The 15,930-nt window shown below is 65.5% G+C and carries 14 protein-coding genes; 2 read left to right on the plus strand and 12 right to left on the minus strand.

Annotated elements, in window-relative coordinates; all coding sequences use genetic code 11:
• Nucleotides 1-3: 3 nt before the first annotated feature.
• The 4 genes from AC1D3B_RS13330 to AC1D3B_RS13345 form a co-directional block, all read right to left on the minus strand.
• Entirely contained in the window at nucleotides 4-2,334 is a 2,331-nt protein-coding gene (locus AC1D3B_RS13330) for a DUF3141 domain-containing protein (protein WP_478191135.1), read from the minus strand.
• Nucleotides 2,335-2,419: 85 nt separating this feature from the next.
• Nucleotides 2,420-2,965, minus strand: a complete 546-nt coding sequence (locus tag AC1D3B_RS13335; protein WP_478191136.1) for an N-acetyltransferase family protein — start codon at nucleotides 2,963-2,965, stop codon at nucleotides 2,420-2,422.
• A gap of 165 nt (nucleotides 2,966-3,130) precedes the next feature.
• Entirely contained in the window at nucleotides 3,131-4,765 is a 1,635-nt protein-coding gene (locus AC1D3B_RS13340; protein WP_478191137.1) for an AMP-binding protein, read from the minus strand.
• Nucleotides 4,766-4,829: 64 nt separating this feature from the next.
• Nucleotides 4,830-5,684: a sterol desaturase family protein gene (locus AC1D3B_RS13345; RefSeq protein ID WP_478191189.1), complete on the minus strand. Its 855-nt coding sequence runs from the start codon at nucleotides 5,682-5,684 to the stop codon at nucleotides 4,830-4,832.
• Between the two features lie 211 nt (nucleotides 5,685-5,895).
• Between AC1D3B_RS13345 and AC1D3B_RS13350 the strand changes: the two genes are divergently transcribed.
• Nucleotides 5,896-6,804 (plus strand): LysR family transcriptional regulator, encoded by a 909-nt coding sequence (locus AC1D3B_RS13350; protein ID WP_478191138.1) that lies wholly within the window; start codon nucleotides 5,896-5,898, stop codon nucleotides 6,802-6,804.
• A 130-nt stretch (nucleotides 6,805-6,934) separates the two neighbouring features.
• On the plus strand, nucleotides 6,935-7,087 hold the full coding sequence (locus AC1D3B_RS13355; RefSeq protein WP_478191139.1) for a hypothetical protein: 153 nt from the start codon (nucleotides 6,935-6,937) through the stop codon (nucleotides 7,085-7,087).
• Here the strand turns inward: AC1D3B_RS13355 and AC1D3B_RS13360 are convergent.
• The 8 genes from AC1D3B_RS13360 to AC1D3B_RS13395 are packed head-to-tail and all read right to left on the minus strand — an operon-like array spanning nucleotide 7,084 to nucleotide 15,857.
• Nucleotides 7,084-8,007 carry a polysaccharide deacetylase family protein gene (locus AC1D3B_RS13360; protein ID WP_478191140.1) on the minus strand — a complete coding sequence of 308 codons (924 nt, stop codon included), beginning with the start codon at nucleotides 8,005-8,007 and terminating at the stop codon, nucleotides 7,084-7,086. The genes AC1D3B_RS13355 and AC1D3B_RS13360 overlap by 4 nt on opposite strands.
• Nucleotides 8,008-8,011: 4 nt before the next feature.
• A complete protein-coding gene (locus AC1D3B_RS13365) occupies nucleotides 8,012-9,055 on the minus strand; it encodes a bifunctional UDP-4-keto-pentose/UDP-xylose synthase (RefSeq protein WP_478191141.1) in 1,044 nt (347 codons plus the stop codon).
• Between the two features lie 27 nt (nucleotides 9,056-9,082).
• A complete protein-coding gene (locus tag AC1D3B_RS13370; RefSeq protein WP_478191142.1) occupies nucleotides 9,083-10,027 on the minus strand; it encodes a formyltransferase in 945 nt (314 codons plus the stop codon).
• Nucleotides 10,024-11,016 carry a glycosyltransferase gene (locus AC1D3B_RS13375; protein WP_478191143.1) on the minus strand — a complete coding sequence of 331 codons (993 nt, stop codon included), beginning with the start codon at nucleotides 11,014-11,016 and terminating at the stop codon, nucleotides 10,024-10,026. The genes AC1D3B_RS13370 and AC1D3B_RS13375 overlap by 4 nt, the downstream gene beginning before the upstream one ends.
• Entirely contained in the window at nucleotides 11,013-12,170 is a 1,158-nt protein-coding gene (locus tag AC1D3B_RS13380) for a DegT/DnrJ/EryC1/StrS family aminotransferase (protein WP_478191144.1), read from the minus strand. The genes AC1D3B_RS13375 and AC1D3B_RS13380 overlap by 4 nt, the downstream gene beginning before the upstream one ends.
• Nucleotides 12,167-13,837, minus strand: coding sequence for a phospholipid carrier-dependent glycosyltransferase (locus tag AC1D3B_RS13385; RefSeq protein WP_478191145.1), 1,671 nt, complete (start codon nucleotides 13,835-13,837; stop codon nucleotides 12,167-12,169). The genes AC1D3B_RS13380 and AC1D3B_RS13385 overlap by 4 nt, the downstream gene beginning before the upstream one ends.
• Before the next feature lie 8 nt (nucleotides 13,838-13,845).
• Nucleotides 13,846-14,100 carry a hypothetical protein gene (locus tag AC1D3B_RS13390; RefSeq protein WP_478191146.1) on the minus strand — a complete coding sequence of 85 codons (255 nt, stop codon included), beginning with the start codon at nucleotides 14,098-14,100 and terminating at the stop codon, nucleotides 13,846-13,848.
• Nucleotides 14,097-15,857, minus strand: coding sequence for a phosphoethanolamine transferase (locus AC1D3B_RS13395; protein WP_478191147.1), 1,761 nt, complete (start codon nucleotides 15,855-15,857; stop codon nucleotides 14,097-14,099). Before AC1D3B_RS13395 ends, AC1D3B_RS13390 begins: the two co-directional genes overlap by 4 nt.
• Between the last annotated feature and the right edge of the window lie 73 nt (nucleotides 15,858-15,930).

Genomic DNA, 15,930 nt, shown 5'->3' on the forward strand with positions numbered 1-15,930 from the left:
GACCTAGGCGCGCCGCGCGACCGCGCGCTTGCGCGGGGCGGCACCGATCTTGTGCGCGGGCTTCACGCCAAGGACCTCCCTGATGCGTTGCATCATGGCCATCTGGACTTGCGTGGGCGCCGTGGCCTGCACGCGCCGGTCGGCGGTCAGCTTCTCGAGCAGCGCGACCAGCCGCTCGCGATCGGCGGGGTCGTCCAGCAGCAGGGGAAGGGTGTCGATGGCGCGGTCGGGCTCGTAGCGCGCGACGATTTCCTGCTCGCCGCGAATCCGGCGCCAGTCGTGCGGCGACATGCCGGGCAGATAGTCCGCATAGTCCGGCAGCAATTCCTTGCGCAATTCCAGGCGGGACAGGGGCAGCGGTTCGCCGTGGCGCATGAGCAGGAAGGCCACGCGCGCCAGGGCCTCGACGTAGCCGCCGTGCTCGATCGACGCCAACGCATCGCGCACGATCGGCATGTCGCGGGCGTCGGCGGCCGGGGCGATCGGTGCCGGCACCCCTTCGGAGACGGTCGACGGCGCCGGCGTCGTGGCGTAGGTGGCGAAAAAGCCGGCCTCCGTCATCGCGTCGCGAATCGCACGGTAGTGGTCAAGCATCGCGCTGAACAATTCGGCATGGCGGTTCTCGGCCTTGCGCAACGGGTGCTTCTCGTCGAGCGCCCGGCGCCGCGCCGTGACCGTCTGCGCCGCGGGCGCAAGCCACGCCATCCAGGGGTTGAATTGCGAAAGCGCCCAGTTCTGGACGCGCAAGGGATGGAAGGCGCGAAGCATCCTGGCGGTCTGCTCGTTCGACGTCGCCTGCACGAACGGGCGCGCGAAGATTTCGTAGGCGAGCTGGTTGAAATCCGAGAGTTTGGCCACGGCTTCGAAAGGCTTTTCGTCGACACGCTGGAAGCGGTTCAGGCGTGCCGCGATGTCTTCGAGCCGGTGCTCGCGGAATTCGACCTCGTACTCGACCTTCCCGCCCTTGCCCGGGGTCTCGGTGATCTCCATGCCGTACAGGCCCGGCGGCAACCCTTCGATCGATTCCAGCACCGACACGATCTGCGAGTGCTCCTTCTTCGCCACCTTGCCCGACACAAAGATGCCCAGGTGGCCGATGTCCTGATGCAGCAGACCGACGATGACCTGGCCGCGCGTCTTGATCTCCTCGGTGCTGCCGTAGACATCCGCCACCCAGTTGAAGGCCTGCTGTGGCGGCGTGATGTTGTCGCCCATCGAGGCGAACAGCACGATGGGGGACTGGATGTCGCGCAAGTCGAAGGCCTTGCCGCTCGCGTTCCTGACGTCACCGCTCCAGAGCTTGTTGCCGACGAAGAGGTTGCGGGTGATCCATTCGATCTCCTCGCGGTTCATGAGGTAGTAGCCGCCCCACCAGCGTTCGAATTCGAGAAAGCGCGGCGGCTCCGTGTCGGCCTTGTCGAACAGGTGGTAGTACTTATCCCAGAGGCTGTTGGCCGGATTCAGGTTCTCGAAGTTCTGCACCAGGTGGGCGCCGTCGAACTTGCCATTGCCGAGGTCTGCCGTCAGCGACGCAAGCCAGGAGCCGCCGAGCATGCCGCCGGAATAGCGCATCGGGTTGTCGCCTTCGCCGGCGCTCCAGGCGCCGCCCCAATAGGACATCGGTGCGCCGTTGATGACGATCGGGCCCGTGTCGTCCGGGTCGGAGGCGGCCAGCATCATCGCCGCCCAGCCGCCCTGGCAATTTCCGACGATGGCGGGCTTCTCGCTGGACGGATGCAACTCGCGCACCGTCTTCACGAAACGCTGTTCGGCTTCGCAGACATCGAGCAGGGTCTGGCCGGGCTCCGGGTCGCGGAAGAAGATGACGAAGTAGACCGGGTGTCCGGCGCTCAGCGCCACGCCCACCTGGGAATCGTCCTTGAAGCCGCCGATGCCGGGCCCGTGGCCTGCGCGCGGGTCGATGATGATGTAGGGCCGCAGCCGTGCGTTCACCGTGACGCCCTCGGGCGGCGTGATGCGCAGCAGCGCGTAGTTGACCGGGCGTTCGAAGGTGCGCCCGTCGAGCACCGTCTCGGACTCGAAATGCAGGACGGGCTTGAGCCCCTTCGAGGTGTTGTCGATGAAGTTGTCGCCGCGCTGGCGCAGCGTGTTCCAGAAGAGGATCGAGCGCTGCGCCGCGTCGACCGAATAGCTGAACCACGCCAGCGGGTCCATCGACGCCATGCCGGCGAGCGGACTGGCTACTTCATCTTCGAATGCATGCTTGACGCGGTTGGCGAACTTCTCGTTCGCCACCTGCATGCGCTTGCTGAAGACCTCGGCGACCTGGGTGCCGACGCGCTGACGACTTGCAAGCCGGGCTGCTGCGTCCATGGTGAATCCTCCTGCGGGACCGCGATATTGCGCTCTGCACTTTTTAGCAGCAGCGCTTTCGCCGGTAATGACAGTGAGCAAAGAGTTACACCGACGATTGATCCAGATCAAGGGCCACCAGGCGGAGGGTGCGGTCGTCGGGGCACACCGTGTCCGTGAACCCGAGCCGTCGCGCCAGTCCGCGCATGCCCGCGTTGTCGGGCAGCACGTAGCCTTCCATCCGCCGCAGGCCACGGGCGCGGGCCAACGCGATCAGGCTTTCCATCATGTGGCGCGCGAGGCCGATTCCCTGCCAGTCATCCGCTATCGTGACCGCGAACTCGCAGGAGTCCTTGCCCGGCGTCCAGGCAAAGCGGCCGCCACCGACGATCCGTTGCCCGGCGCTTTCGCCGTCGACCGCCACGAGGGCCACCTCGCGATCGGCGTGGGGGTGCGTGGCGGCGTCGAGCATCGCGGGCGGCAATTCGCGCAGAGGGGCGAAGAAGCGTGTGTAGCGCGAGCCGGGCGAAAGGCGCTGGAAGGCGCTTTCGAATGCCTCGCTGTCGTCCGGGCAGATCGCCCGCACCGTGACGCGGCGCCCCCCACGCAGCGCTGCCACGTGCATCAGTGGTTCGTCGGCAGGGTCGGTCACGTCGGCGTTCCCGTCTTCTGGACCCACGCCTGCAGGTTGACCATCTCGATGTGCAGCCCGTGGAGTTCCGGGCGAACACTTTGATTCAACGCTGACGCGGTGTCAACGTCAGGCTGCCAGTGCGCGACGGCTCCGGTTCGGCTTGGACAGGAGGTTCATCCAGGCTCATGCTGCATCGCGCAATTCGCGACGCAGAATCTTGCCCACCGTGGACTTGGGCAAGGCCTCGACGAAGCGCACGATCCGGGGCACCTTGTAGGCGGTGAGTTGCGCGCGGCAATGTGCGATGAGTCCGGCCTCGTCCAGGGAGGCATTCGCCGCCTTGACCACGAAGAGCTTCACCGCTTCGCCCGATTTCTCGTCAGGCACGCCGACGCACGCGCATTCGACGACACCCGGGCAGGCGGTGGCCACCGCTTCGACTTCGTTGGGGTACACGTTGAAGCCCGAGACAATGACCATGTCCTTCTTGCGGTCCACGATCTTCAGGAAGCCTTGCGCGTCGAAGATGCCGATGTCGCCGGTGCGGAAGTAGCCGTCCGCGGTGAATGCGGTGGCATTGGCCTCGGGCTGCTGCCAGTAGCCGCCCATCACCTGCGGGCCTTTGGCGCAGATCTCGCCGGCCTCGCCGATGGCGACTTCGCGGCCGTCTTCGTCCAGCAGCTTGATGTCGGTCGACGGCATCGGCAAGCCCGTGGTGCCGGTGAAGTCCTGCACCGAGGTCGGATTGAAAGTCAGGACGGGCGATGTTTCCGACAGGCCGTAGCCTTCGCGGATGAAGGTGCCAGTCATCGCGCGCCACTTGTCGGACACCGCGCCGATCACGGCCGCGCCGCCACCGCCCGCGAGGCGCAGGTTGGACCAGTCGATCTCCTTGCTCTTCGGATGCGCCACCAAGCCGGCGTAGAGCGTGTTGACGCCCATGAACACAGTGGGGCGTGCCCTCTTCATCGTGTCGAGGAAGCTGTCGAAGTCGCGCGGATTGGGCACGAGCCAGTTGTCGGCGCCGACCGAGAAGTAGCTGATGAAGTTCACCATCAGAGCGAAGATGTGATACAGCGGAATGGCCGTGACGACGACTTCCTGGCCCGGGCGCAGGACTTCCGGCATGAAGGCCTTGAACTGCTCGGTGTTGGCCACGAGGTTGCGATGCGTCAGCGCCGCGCCCTTGGACAGGCCGGTGGTACCGCCGGTGTATTGCAGGAAAAGCAGGTCGTCGCCATTCACGTCGACCGGCGTGAACGGCTGCCCGGCGCCTTCGGCCAGTGCGTCGGTGAAGGCGACGGCGCCGGTCAGGCGCGCGTCCACGGGCGGGCTGGGCAGGGTGGCGCCGCTGCCGTCGCCCACCCCGACCGTGACGATGGTCTTGAGCCCGGTCTTGCCCGACACCTCGGCCACCGTGGCGGTGACACCGCTGAAAACGATGAGCGTCTCGACACCGGCGTCATTCAGCTGGTGTTCGAGTTCGCGTGGCGTGTACAGCGGATTGACGTTCACCTGTGCGGCGCCGGCGCGGACGATGCCGAGAAAGGCGATCGGGAAGGCCAGCAGGTTGGGCGTCATCACGGCGATGCGGTCGCCCTTTTTCACGCCCAGGGTGCCCTGCAAGTAGGCCGCGAAATCGCGCGAGAGACGGTCGATGTCGGCGTAGGTCAGCGTCTGGCCTGCGCAGCGCATCGCCGGGCGATTCGCGAAGCGCTTCATGGCCTGGTCCATCATGTCCACGACCGAACGGTAGGCATCGGGGTTGATCTCGTTGGGCGTGTTGCCATAGCTGGCCTGCCAATGTCTCTGCGTCATTCGGTCTCCTTATTTGATTGAATTCGGGGTGTGATCCGGGCGTCGGTCCGCTTCGGAACGACGCTCAGGTATTTGTTGCGGCGGCCGTCTGCGGCTCTTGTCGAGCTTCGGCGCCGGCCTCGGGCTCCACGTAGGCCCGGCCGCCGGGCACCAGGGCCGAGTGGGCGCGCCGCGAGTGGATGAGGGGATAGAACATCTCCACGAACCAGCGCTCCTTGCCAAAGACCAGGTCGTCCTGCAGACCGACCCTGGCGGGGTAGCGACGGGTGATCTTGGCCGTGCCGAAGATCAGGTCCCAGACGAACAGCAGGTTGCCGAAGTTGCCCTTGTAGTGCCCGATGCCGTCGTCGTTGGTGAGCGCGTGGTGCGCCCAGTGCGTGGCCGGCGTCGAGATCGTGCGTTCCAGCACCCAGGCGAGGGGGTGCAGCCACTTGATGCGATAGAGCGGGGCATCCCACGGCACGGCACTGTGCGCACCCAGGATCACCGTCAGCTTGACCACGATGTAGACGAGATAGGCATCGCCGAAACCCAGGTAGATGAGCACGCCGGAAGCCCACAGGCCCGGCATCATCAGGTAGTAGAAGAAGTTGTTGCGGTAAGTGATGCGGATGCTCATGTAGTGCGCCGTGTGGTGCGCACGATGCAGCGGCCAGAGCAGGGGAGAGTGCGAGATGCGGTGCCACCAGTACTGCGTCATGTCGTCCGCGACCAGCAGGATCGCGCCCATGGCCCACCACGGCAGGTGCGCCCATGCACCGCGCTGATCGGGCATCGCCAGTTCGCTCAGCTTGCCCGTCACCCCGAAGATGAAGGGCTGCGACACCGCCAGCAGCGCGAGGAACATGAACAGTTCCAGCTTGGTGTCGTCCTTGGTGACGTTGAAGCGTTCATGCTTGCCGGAGCGGATCTCCAGCATGGCAAAGAACAGGATGATCGTGACGAGCACGACGTTTTGGATCAGGTTCACCAGGTTGTCTCCTTGGCGTTGTTTGGGCGGGCCGGGTCCTGTGTCTGAACGCCGGGGCTCTTGGAATGGGGCGATTGTTCAGGTGAACCCCGATTGAGTCCAATGCATAGTTGGTCAAGAATCGATGCAGCGAACGCAATCGCCAACGAAGGAACGGCTCATGGACCTCAAGCGCTGGGCACACATCGTCGCGGTCGCGGACCGGCGAAGCTTCATCCGCGCGGCCGAGCAGGTGCATCTCAGCCAGCCGGCCCTGACGCGCAGCATCCAGGCGGCCGAATCCGAGCTGGGGCTGCAGTTGTTCGATCGCGGAACGCAGGAGGTGGTCCCGACGCCGGCCGGTGAATTCGTCGTCGCACGCGCCCGGCAACTGGTGTTCAACAGCCGCTGCCTGGAGCGCGACGTCGAGCTCTACCGCAGCCGCGGCCTGGGCGACACGGCCTTCGGCGCCGGCCCCTTTCCGGCCGCGACCTTCCTGGCGCCGCTACTGACGGCGCTGCGGCAAGAGTTTCCGGGCATCAAGCTGCGCGTCGAGATCAGCAACTGGCAATTGCTGCTGAAGCGCCTCATCGAGGAAGACATCGAGTTCTTCATCGCCGATGTCAGGGACTTGCCCGCCGACCCCAATCTTCAGGTCCAGGCGTTGCGCAGCGAGCCGGGGGGGTTCTACGTTCGCACCGGCCACCCCTTGGCCGGGCGCGGACACGTGTCGCTGAAGCAGCTCTGGGCGCATGGCCTGCTGTCCGTGAGGCTGCCTGTGGACGTGCGCACCGCGTTGTCCCGCATGCTGGGCATCGGGTCGTCGGACGAACTCCCGCTGGCCCTGGAATGCGACGACGTCGGCGTGCTGAAGAACATCGCGCTCGCCTGCGACTCGGTACTGGCCGCCACGCATGCCGCCGTCGTGCGGGAGGTGGCGGAGGGCAGGCTCCATCCGGTGCAGGTCACGGGGCTGCCGCACCTCGCAACGAAAGTGGGCGTGGCCACGCTGCGAGGCCGCACACCGTCGCCGATGGCCGAACTCATCATCGGCAGGCTGCCGGCGGCGGGCTCGATAGCGGTAGCCTGAAGCTGCAGCCTGTTCCTTCGAAGCCACAACACGCGCTCCGATTCCAGCCCTGAGTCAGCCGGGTATCCCTATCATGGTGCACGGCCAACGTTGGTTGACCCGCCGGAGCCCGTAGCCCTCAAGGAGACGAATGTTGAGACGAACTGCGATCGCGATGCTTCTGCTGATCCTCGCCGGCTGCGCCGGGACTGCGTCCGGGCCGAGACCGGCGACAGCCTGCACGGCTGCACCGGGCAGCTACGCATGCCAGGTGCAGCAATACGCCGATGCGGGTGGAGGCTAGCTGGCGGCGACCGGAGTCCACGCGTCACCCTGGACGGCCAGCAGCCCCGAGCGGCCCGCGACCTCGCCCTGCACCAGGCGGTGGCGAGGAAGGTCCGACGGTTCCGTCGCTGCGGCCAGATCGCCGAGCGCGACGAGGCTGTGGCCCTGCGCCTTCCAGCCTTGCAGCAGTCGCTCGAAGGCCGGCATGAGCTTCATGCCTTCGAGTTCGGCATGCAGGGTGTAGACGTGGTCCCGGTCAGGATCGGCCGTGAGCGACAGCAGATGCGCATGGACGTTGTCCGCATCGATACCATCGATGCCGATCAACTCGTCGAGCGTCGGCAGCGTGGTCGGGAACTGCGGCGGCCCGATGGCGCGCCCGTCGTCGGACACCGGGATGAAAGGCTCCGATCCACGCGTGTCCGAAGCCACCTGGATGCCCAGCGCGGTCTCCGCCTGCGCGGCCGCGGCATTGAACTGCCATCCGGCCGCGCCATGCAGCCGCGGCGGTGAGCCGAAGACTTCCGTGTGCCGATCCACGGCGCGCTTCATCTGGCGCGCGGTCCACTCGGGGTCGCGGTTGAGGAGGTGGTCCTGCCAGTCGATGTGGTCCCAGCAATGCACGCCGACTTCGAAGCCGGCATCGCGGACGGCCCGCAGGGTGGCCGCTTCGCGCTTTCCGATGTCGGGGCCCGGCAGGAGAACGCCGTTGAGCAGCGTGCGCAGGCCATAGTGCTCGAGCACGGAGGTGCGTGCCACCTTGCTCAGGAAGCCGGGACGGAATACCCGCAGGATGGCCCTGCCGGTGTGGTCGGGCCCGAGGCTGAAAAGGAACGTCGCCCTTGCGCCGACCATTCTCAGGATCGACACCAACCGGGGCACGCCTTCGCGAGTACCGCGAAAAGTGTCGACGTCGACCTTGAGTGCAATGCACGCCATGGGCTCAGGCCGCGAGGTCTGCGGCGGCCTCGGCCTCGTCCCGGTAGTAGGCGAAGAGACTGGCCAGCGCCTGCTCCATGCCGACCTTCGGCTTCCAGTCCAGGTCCTGCATGGTCGAGTGGATGTCCGGCACCCGATGGGTCACGTCCTGGTAGCCGCGTCCGTAGTAGTCCGCCGAAGAGACGTCGACGAGGCGCACCGCTTCGGCTGCGTCGCGGTACTCTGGAAGCGTGCGCGCCAGCGCGACCATCATCTCGGCCAACGCCCGGATGGAATGGTTGTTGGCGGGATTGCCGATGTTGTAGATCTTCGAATCGGCCACGCCGTCCTTGTTCGCGATGATCTTGACCAGCGCGTCGATGCCGTCGTCCACGTAGGTGAAGGCGCGCTGCTGGCTGCCGCCATCGACGAGCCGGATCGGCTCGCCGCGCACGATGTGGCCGAGGAACTGGGTGATGACGCGGCTCGATCCTTCCTTGGGCGTGTGGAGGCTGTCGAGCCCCGGTCCGATCCAGTTGAAAGGGCGGAAGAGGGTATAGCGCAGGCCGTCCTGCTGGCCGTAGGCATGGATGACCCGGTCCATCAGCTGCTTCGCGGCGGCGTAGATCCACCGGGGCTTGTTGATCGGACCGTAGACGAGGTTCGACGATTCCGGATCGAAGGCGGCGTCCGTGCACATGCCGTAGACCTCGCTGGTCGACGGAAACACCACCCGCTTGTTGTACTTGAGGCATTGCCGGACGACCGGCAGGTTGGCCTCGAAATCGAGCTCGAACACGCGCAGCGGCTGCTGCACATAGGTCGCCGGCGTCGCGATCGCCACGAGCGGGAGGACGACATCGCACTTCTTCACGTGGTATTCGATCCACTCCTTGTTGATCGTCATGTCGCCTTCGAAGAAGTGGAAGCGCGGATCGTGGAGCCAGGGGGCGACGCGTTCCGACTGCATGTCCATTCCGTAGACGTGCCAGTCGGTGGTCTCGAGGATGTGGCGGGTGAGATGGTGGCCGATGAAGCCGTTCACGCCGAGGATGAGTACTTTGAGCATGGCGGGATGTCCGTGGTTGGAGTTGATTCAGTTGTCGGCGGGCACGCTGCGCGAGCCGAAGTGGTGTTTGAAGCCGGTCGGGTCGATCGGGCCGGCATCGCCCTGCGCGGCCAGGACTTCGAGTGTGGTGCCGTCGCTGGCCAGCAGCCACAGCGCGCCGGCGTCGCAAATCAGCCGGAGACCCGAGCCGGGTGCGGTCAATTGTCGCTCGACAAGCCGTGTGCGATCGATCCGGACCTGCTCTCCGCGAATGCGGAGAAAGGCGCCGGGGTAGGGCGGCGCGAGCGCGCGCACGAGGTTGTGTATCTGCCGAGCGGTTGCGGTGCCGGGGATCAGGCCGTCTTCCGGCTTGCGTCCACCGAAGTAGCGGCCTTGGGAAAGATCTTGCGGCCTTTCGGCGGCCGTGCCGGCCAGCAGTTGCGGGAGGCTGCGCGCGAGCACGATCTCCGCCGCGACCACGACCTTGCCGAAGACTTCGTGCGCGGTGTCATCGATCAGGATCGGCACAGCGCACTGGTCGACGATGGCGCCGTTGTCGGGCTTCTCGTTCATGCGGTGCAAGGTCGCGCCGGTCTGCGTTGCACCGTCGATGACGGCCCAGTTCACCGGCGCGCGGCCCCGGTACTGTGGCAACAGCGAACCGTGCATGTTGAAGGCGCCAAAGCGCGGCACCTGCAGCCACGACGCCTTCAGCATGTGCCGGTAGTAGAACGAGAACAGGAAATCCGGCTTCGCTGCCGTGGCCTCAGCAAGCAGTTCAGGCAGGTGCGGGTCGGCTGGCGTTACGCAGTGAAGTCCGTGCAGCGCCGCGACCCCGGCCACGCTTCCGAACCAGATGTTCTCGCTGGCGGCATCGGCATGGGTGACGACCAGCGGCACCTCGACACCGGCGTCGAGCAGCACCCGAAGGCATCGCACGCCGACGTCGTGGTAGGCGAAGACGATCGCTCGGGCGGGCAAATCGGGCTTCATGGCCGCTTGCGCTCGAGGACGGCGTTGATGACGTAGCGTGGCCGCGCGCGCACTTCCTGGTAGATGCGCCCGATGTATTCGCCCAGGAGTCCGATACCGAACAGTGCCAGCCCGACCAGCAGGAAGAGCAGGGCGAAGAGGGTGAAGACGCCGCCCACTTCGGGGCCCATGAACAGCCGCCGCGTCGCAAGCACGACGAACAGCAGGGCGGAGAGCATCGACACCACGATCCCGAGCAGCGAGAAGGCCTGCAGCGGCACCAGCGAGAAGCCGGTCACCAGGTCGAAGTTGAGGCGCACCAGGCTGTAGAAGGAATACTTGGATTCGCCGGCGTGGCGCTCCTCGTGCCCGACCTCCACCTCGGTCGGGTTGCGGGAGAACTGCAGCGCCAGCGCCGGGATGAAGGTGTTCATCTCGTTGCACTGGTTGATGAGCTGGACGACGTCCCGGCTGTACGCGCGCAGCATCGATCCGTGGTCGGTCATCACGATGCCCGTGAGTCGATGGCGCAAGCGATTCATGGCCCTCGATGCCCAGCGGCGCCAGGCCGAGTCCTGACGGTCGCGGCGGATCGAGCCGACGCAGTCATGCCCCTGGTCCATCGCGTCCAGCAGCAGGCGGATGTCCTCGGGCGGGTTCTGCAGGTCCGCATCCAGGGTGACGATGCGATCTCCCAGGCAGTGTTCGAAGCCCGCGAGGATTGCCCGGTGCTGGCCGAAGTTGCCGTTGAAGAGGATCACGCGCGTCACGTCCGGTCGAAGCTGGAACTGCGCCGCGAGCAGGGCCGCGGAGCGGTCGCGGCTGCCATCGTTGACGAAGATCACCTCGTAGGAAAGCCCAAGCGCATCGAGCGCCGGATAGAGGCGTGCGAACAGGGCGGCAAGCCCCTGCTCCTCGTTGTAGACCGGGATGACGACGCTCAACGCGGGCGCGTCGGCCGGGAGTTCGGTTTCGGGTTCGTGATGGGGAACCGCCTTCAGGACCGTCATGGCCGAGCCCTCCGCAAAGTTGCAACCGCCGCGGCCACGGCGTCGCAGACGCGGTCGACGTCGGCTTCCGTCATGGCGGGAAAGAGCGGCAGCGTGATCGTGCGTGCGCCGATGTCCTCGGCGACCGGGAAGTCGCCACGGGCATAGCCCATGGCCCGGAACATCGAGAACAGATGCATCGCGGGGTAGTGCACGCCGACACCGATGCCCAGGTCTTTCATGGCAACCATGAAGTCCGCACGCGCCGGGGCGAGATCGCGGGGCAGCAGGGGCTGGAACATGTGCCAATTGCCGTGTTGCTCGGCATCCTCGGGGGGCAGGTCGAATCCAAGTGTCCGGTCCCAGCGCTCGAAATAGCGCTGGGCGAGGCGACGGCGGCTCGTGTTGAACGCATCGATATTGCGCAACTGGCCCAGGCCGATGGCCGCGGCAATATCAGTCATGTTGGCCTTGGCGCCCCAAGCCTCCACGTCCATCTCGCCGCCAGCCAGGCGCTTGACGCCCTGCAGGCGCAGCAACTCGAAGCGTCGCGCCTCGTCCTCGTCGTTCAGCACAAGGCAACCGCCTTCGCCCGAGGTGAAGTTCTTGTTGGCGTGGAAGCTGAAGGACACCAGATCGCCGAAGCTGCCGATGGCGCGCCCGTTCCACTGCGCGCCGAATGATTGCGCGGCGTCTTCGACGACCCGCAGGCCGTGCGCGCTGGCGATGGCGTTGAGCCGCGTGCGGTCCACGGGCAGGCCGGCCAGGTCGACCGGAATCAGCGCCCGTGTGCGTGGCGTGATGGCCGTCTCGATGCGATCGAGGTCGATGTTGCGCGTCTTCGGATCGGCATCGACGAAGACCGGCGTGGCGCCAACGGCCAACACCACGTTGGCAGTTGCAACCCAACTCAGCGGCGTGGTGATGACCTGGTCGCCGGGACCCACGCCGCACACACGCAATGCCAGTTCGAGAGAGGCCGTGCCCGAATTGACCAGCCGCACGGGCCGCCCGCCGCAGCGTTCGGACAGGGCCGCCTCGAGCGCCTGGCATTTCGGGCCCGTGGTCAGCCATCCGGATCGGAGCACCTCGGCGACTTCCGAGATAGTGCGTTCGTCGACCGAAGGACGGGTGAACGGCAGGAAAGGAGCAGTGCTTGGATCGGTACTTTTCATTTTCTGGATACCACGACTCGGCGGGAGTCCTGATAAATGATGCGCATCGGAACGCCGCGATCGCGCAACTCGCCGAAGCTCGGGAAGTCCATGTAGGCGGCCGCCTGCGGAAGCGACTGCCAGCGAGCGACGAACTCGTCGAGCGACGCGATCGACAGCGCGGGCTCCATCGCTTGTCCCATGGTGAATTCGTCCTCGTAGTCCACCAACGTGACGTCGCGGCGCAAATAGAACGGCAGCGTCTGATCGTAAGCGCGGACAGCGAAGATCGGCGCTCCGGACTGCAGCATTGGCTGCAGCGCCGATACAAAGGGAGCGGAGCTCTTGAGTTGCCCGAAGGGGTTGTGGGCTGCCATCACGACAGCCACGCCCATGACGTGACCAAGTGCCAACGTCGCGATGGCCAGAGTGGCACCACGCCGTGGCAGCAACCACCAGGCGAAAGCCGCGAACGACAGGAAGGTGACGGCACCCCAGAGGGCCCCGAAACCGAGCTGAGCGAACACTTCGGACGGCGTGGAGTGCGACGTGATCCTCGAACTCTGCGTCGCTGCGATCAGCACGATCGCCCAGACCACCACGGGCACCAGCAAGTGGCGGCGCAGCGCACGCGAACTGGCCTGCTGGAGTCGCAGGCCGACGAGTAGCGCGAGCGCAGGAAACATCGGCAGGATGTACGAGGGCAGCTTCGATCCGCTGGTGCTGAAGAACAGCAGCACGAAGGCTGAATAGACGATCAGGAGGTCTTGCGGTGCGATGCTTGCGGATGGCCCTGAAGCCGGGCGCCGCGGCCATAGCCATGGCAGGGCGCTGGTCCAGGGCAACATCCCGCCAAGAAGCAGCGGAACATAGTACCACCACGCGCCTTCGCGGTTGTGGACCTTGGTCAGGTAGCGCGCGAAGTGTTCATGAATGAAGAAGAACTGGGCGAAGCCCGGGTTGCGCATCGAAACCAACACGAACCACGGTGCAGCCAATACCAGGAAGATCAACGGGCCCGACACCCAATGCATCCTGCGGAAGAGAGTGAAATCCCGGCGCCAGATGCAGGTCAGCACCAATGTAGCGCCAGGGATCAGAATGCCCACAAGTCCCTTGCTGAGCACTGCACCGGCCATTGCGGCCCAGGCGACCCAGATCCAGTTCCTGCGGTCGAGCGCCTTGGGAGAAGCATGCTCGGCCATCAGCGTTGCGCACAGAGCGATCGTAAGGAACAGCGTCAGGCTGGCATCGAGCGTCAGGAAATGCGAATTGCCGAAGACCCAGGTCATGGACGCGGCAATGGCCAGGCTGCGGATGCCGGTCTCTCTGCCCCACAGTCGCCACGCCGTTGCTCCGACCACCAGCACAGTGAGAAAACCGGCCAGCGCCGGCCACAGCCGCGCGGCGAAGTCATTCAAGCCGAAAAGGTGGAGGAAGAGGGCGCTGATCCAGTACTGCAGAGGCGGCTTCTCGAAGTAGAGCAGCCCGTTCAGCCGCGGCGTGACCCAGTCGCCGCTGCGCAGCATTTCCCACGCGAGGCTCGCGTAGCGGCCCTCGTCGGGACTGATCAGCGAACGGGTCGCCAGCGAGCCGAACCAGACCGCGGCCAGCACGGCCAGCAGGAAAGCCAGCAAGCCGGAAGGCAACGGACGTTGGCCGTCGATGATATTTCTACCTTGATCCATCTGATGATTCATGAAGACACTGCAAGGTGTCGTTGGCGCACCGCTCCTTCGATCGACTGGCGCCGCAGCAGCGACGGTTCGGCGAAGCTCAGCGGCGCTGTGTCGCGTCCGACGGGACCGGCCGGATTGCACGGAGCATCGAAACGGAAGACCACCGGGAACAGTGCCCGGTGAGGCGTTGATATGCGCGCCGCGTCAGCATTTGGAGATGCTTTGGCGCCCACCTTTCCGAAACCTGAACGAACAGAGCGCTTGCCGATCATAACGGTCGTCTCCGTTCGCGACAGCCCGACAGCGGGTCGAGCGCCGCGCTGTACGAGGCGGTCTGGACGTCCATGAGTCCGATGGCCGCGTGATAGACATTGTCATGAGTGAGGGGCGCGTCGAGACCGTTCTCCATGCACGGCAATGACAGCTCCGACCGACGAAGCATGCCTTCGCTGAACCAGGTCACCATGGGCACGTGCTTCTGGACATCCGGAGCCAAGCTGTACGGCAATCCGTGAAGGAAGAGTCCGTACTCTCCGAGCGACTCGCCATGGTCGCCGACGTAGAGAAGCGCAGTGTCGAAGCGACTCGACTGCGATTGGAGCCAGTCGATCAACTGGCCCAGAAAGCGATCCGTGTAGGCGATGGAGTTGTCATAGCTGTTGAGCAATTCCGAGTGACTGCATTGGCCCAGCACATTGGTCTTGCACTCCGGCGCAAAGCGCTTCGCGTCGGGTGAGGATCGCTTGTAGTAGTCGGGCCCATGGCTTCCGATCTGATGCATGACCAGGACGACGCCCTTTGCGCGTCGCTCTGCGTCGAGGCCGGCGATGCGCGCGTCCAGGCCGTCGAGCATGACGCCGTCCAGGCATTCATTGCCATCGCAGAGCGCCTTGCGCTTTGCGGGGTCGAGCTGAGCGAAGGCGGCGGCGTGCGGAATCCGGTCGCACACTCCGTTGCACGTGCCGGTCTGGTTGTCGAGCCAGAACACGGCCAGGCCGGCAGCCTGCATGACATCCACCAGGTTGTCGTGGTCATCCTTGCTCGCTTCGAATGCTTGCTTGCCGAGCCCCGAGAACATGCAGGGAACGGAGCCGAGCGTAGTGGTTCCGCACGAACGTACGTCCCGGTAGCTCAGCGCATTTCGCAAGGCCAGTTCGGGCGTGGTGTTACGTGCGTATCCGTTGAGCCCGAAGTGATCCGCACGGGCCCCCTTGCCCAGGACGAGCACAAGCAGCGGAGGCCTGGTCTGCGCCGCAAAACTGGGACCCAGCGCGACGCCGCTGCCCGTTGGTACGAACTGGCGACGATGTCCGAAGATCGGCCTGGCAATCGACGTGGCCGCCGAATAAAACGTCGCCACCGGGTTCATCATGTAGCGCAGATGGGCGTTGTTGCGCATCAGCGGCGCCAGCTGGCGGTTCATCGCCATCGCGCCGCCGGCGGCCACGGCTGTTGCGCCGAGCAGCAACGCCACGTTGCGCCACGCTTGCGAAACGAAACGGGCCTGCTGGACCCGGACGTTCGACAGGAACCAGGCGGGGAGGGCGGACACCAGCAACACGCTGACGACCAACCGCCAGCTGACCAGGTCCCATACCTCGTGCGCATCGGCCTGCAAGGCATTCGCGACAATCGTCGGATCGATCACGACGCGATAGCTCTGCATGTAGTACTGGGCCACTGCCGCCAGCACCACGACGCCAAGCCAGACCGGCTTCATCCAACGTGACCATGCCGTCAGGGACAGCAAGGCCACGGCCCCGCAGGTCGAAAGCAAGCCGACGGATGCGACGGTAGGGAGGTAAAGGCTTGGCGCCCCGCCGATACGCGCCAATTCGCTCCACAAGGGCCAGTTGGCAGCGACCGCGAGATAGATGCCCAGCCAGACGACGATGCGCTGCGGAGATCGCGGGAGCGAGGCCCAGCGGTTGGCATCCTGAGAAAACGGGACGGGATTTTCGGAGGGCGGATCCGGGTCTGCGGTGCCGTGCCGCGCGAAGAGGGCGGGAGGACCGGAATCGAATGGCATCGGGCGACGATAGGCGCCATCACTGAAGGGCTGATTAACAGCCGCATCAGTATCTGTTCAGCTTGCCTTCATC

The organism is Variovorax sp. P5_A3, assembly GCF_056400665.1.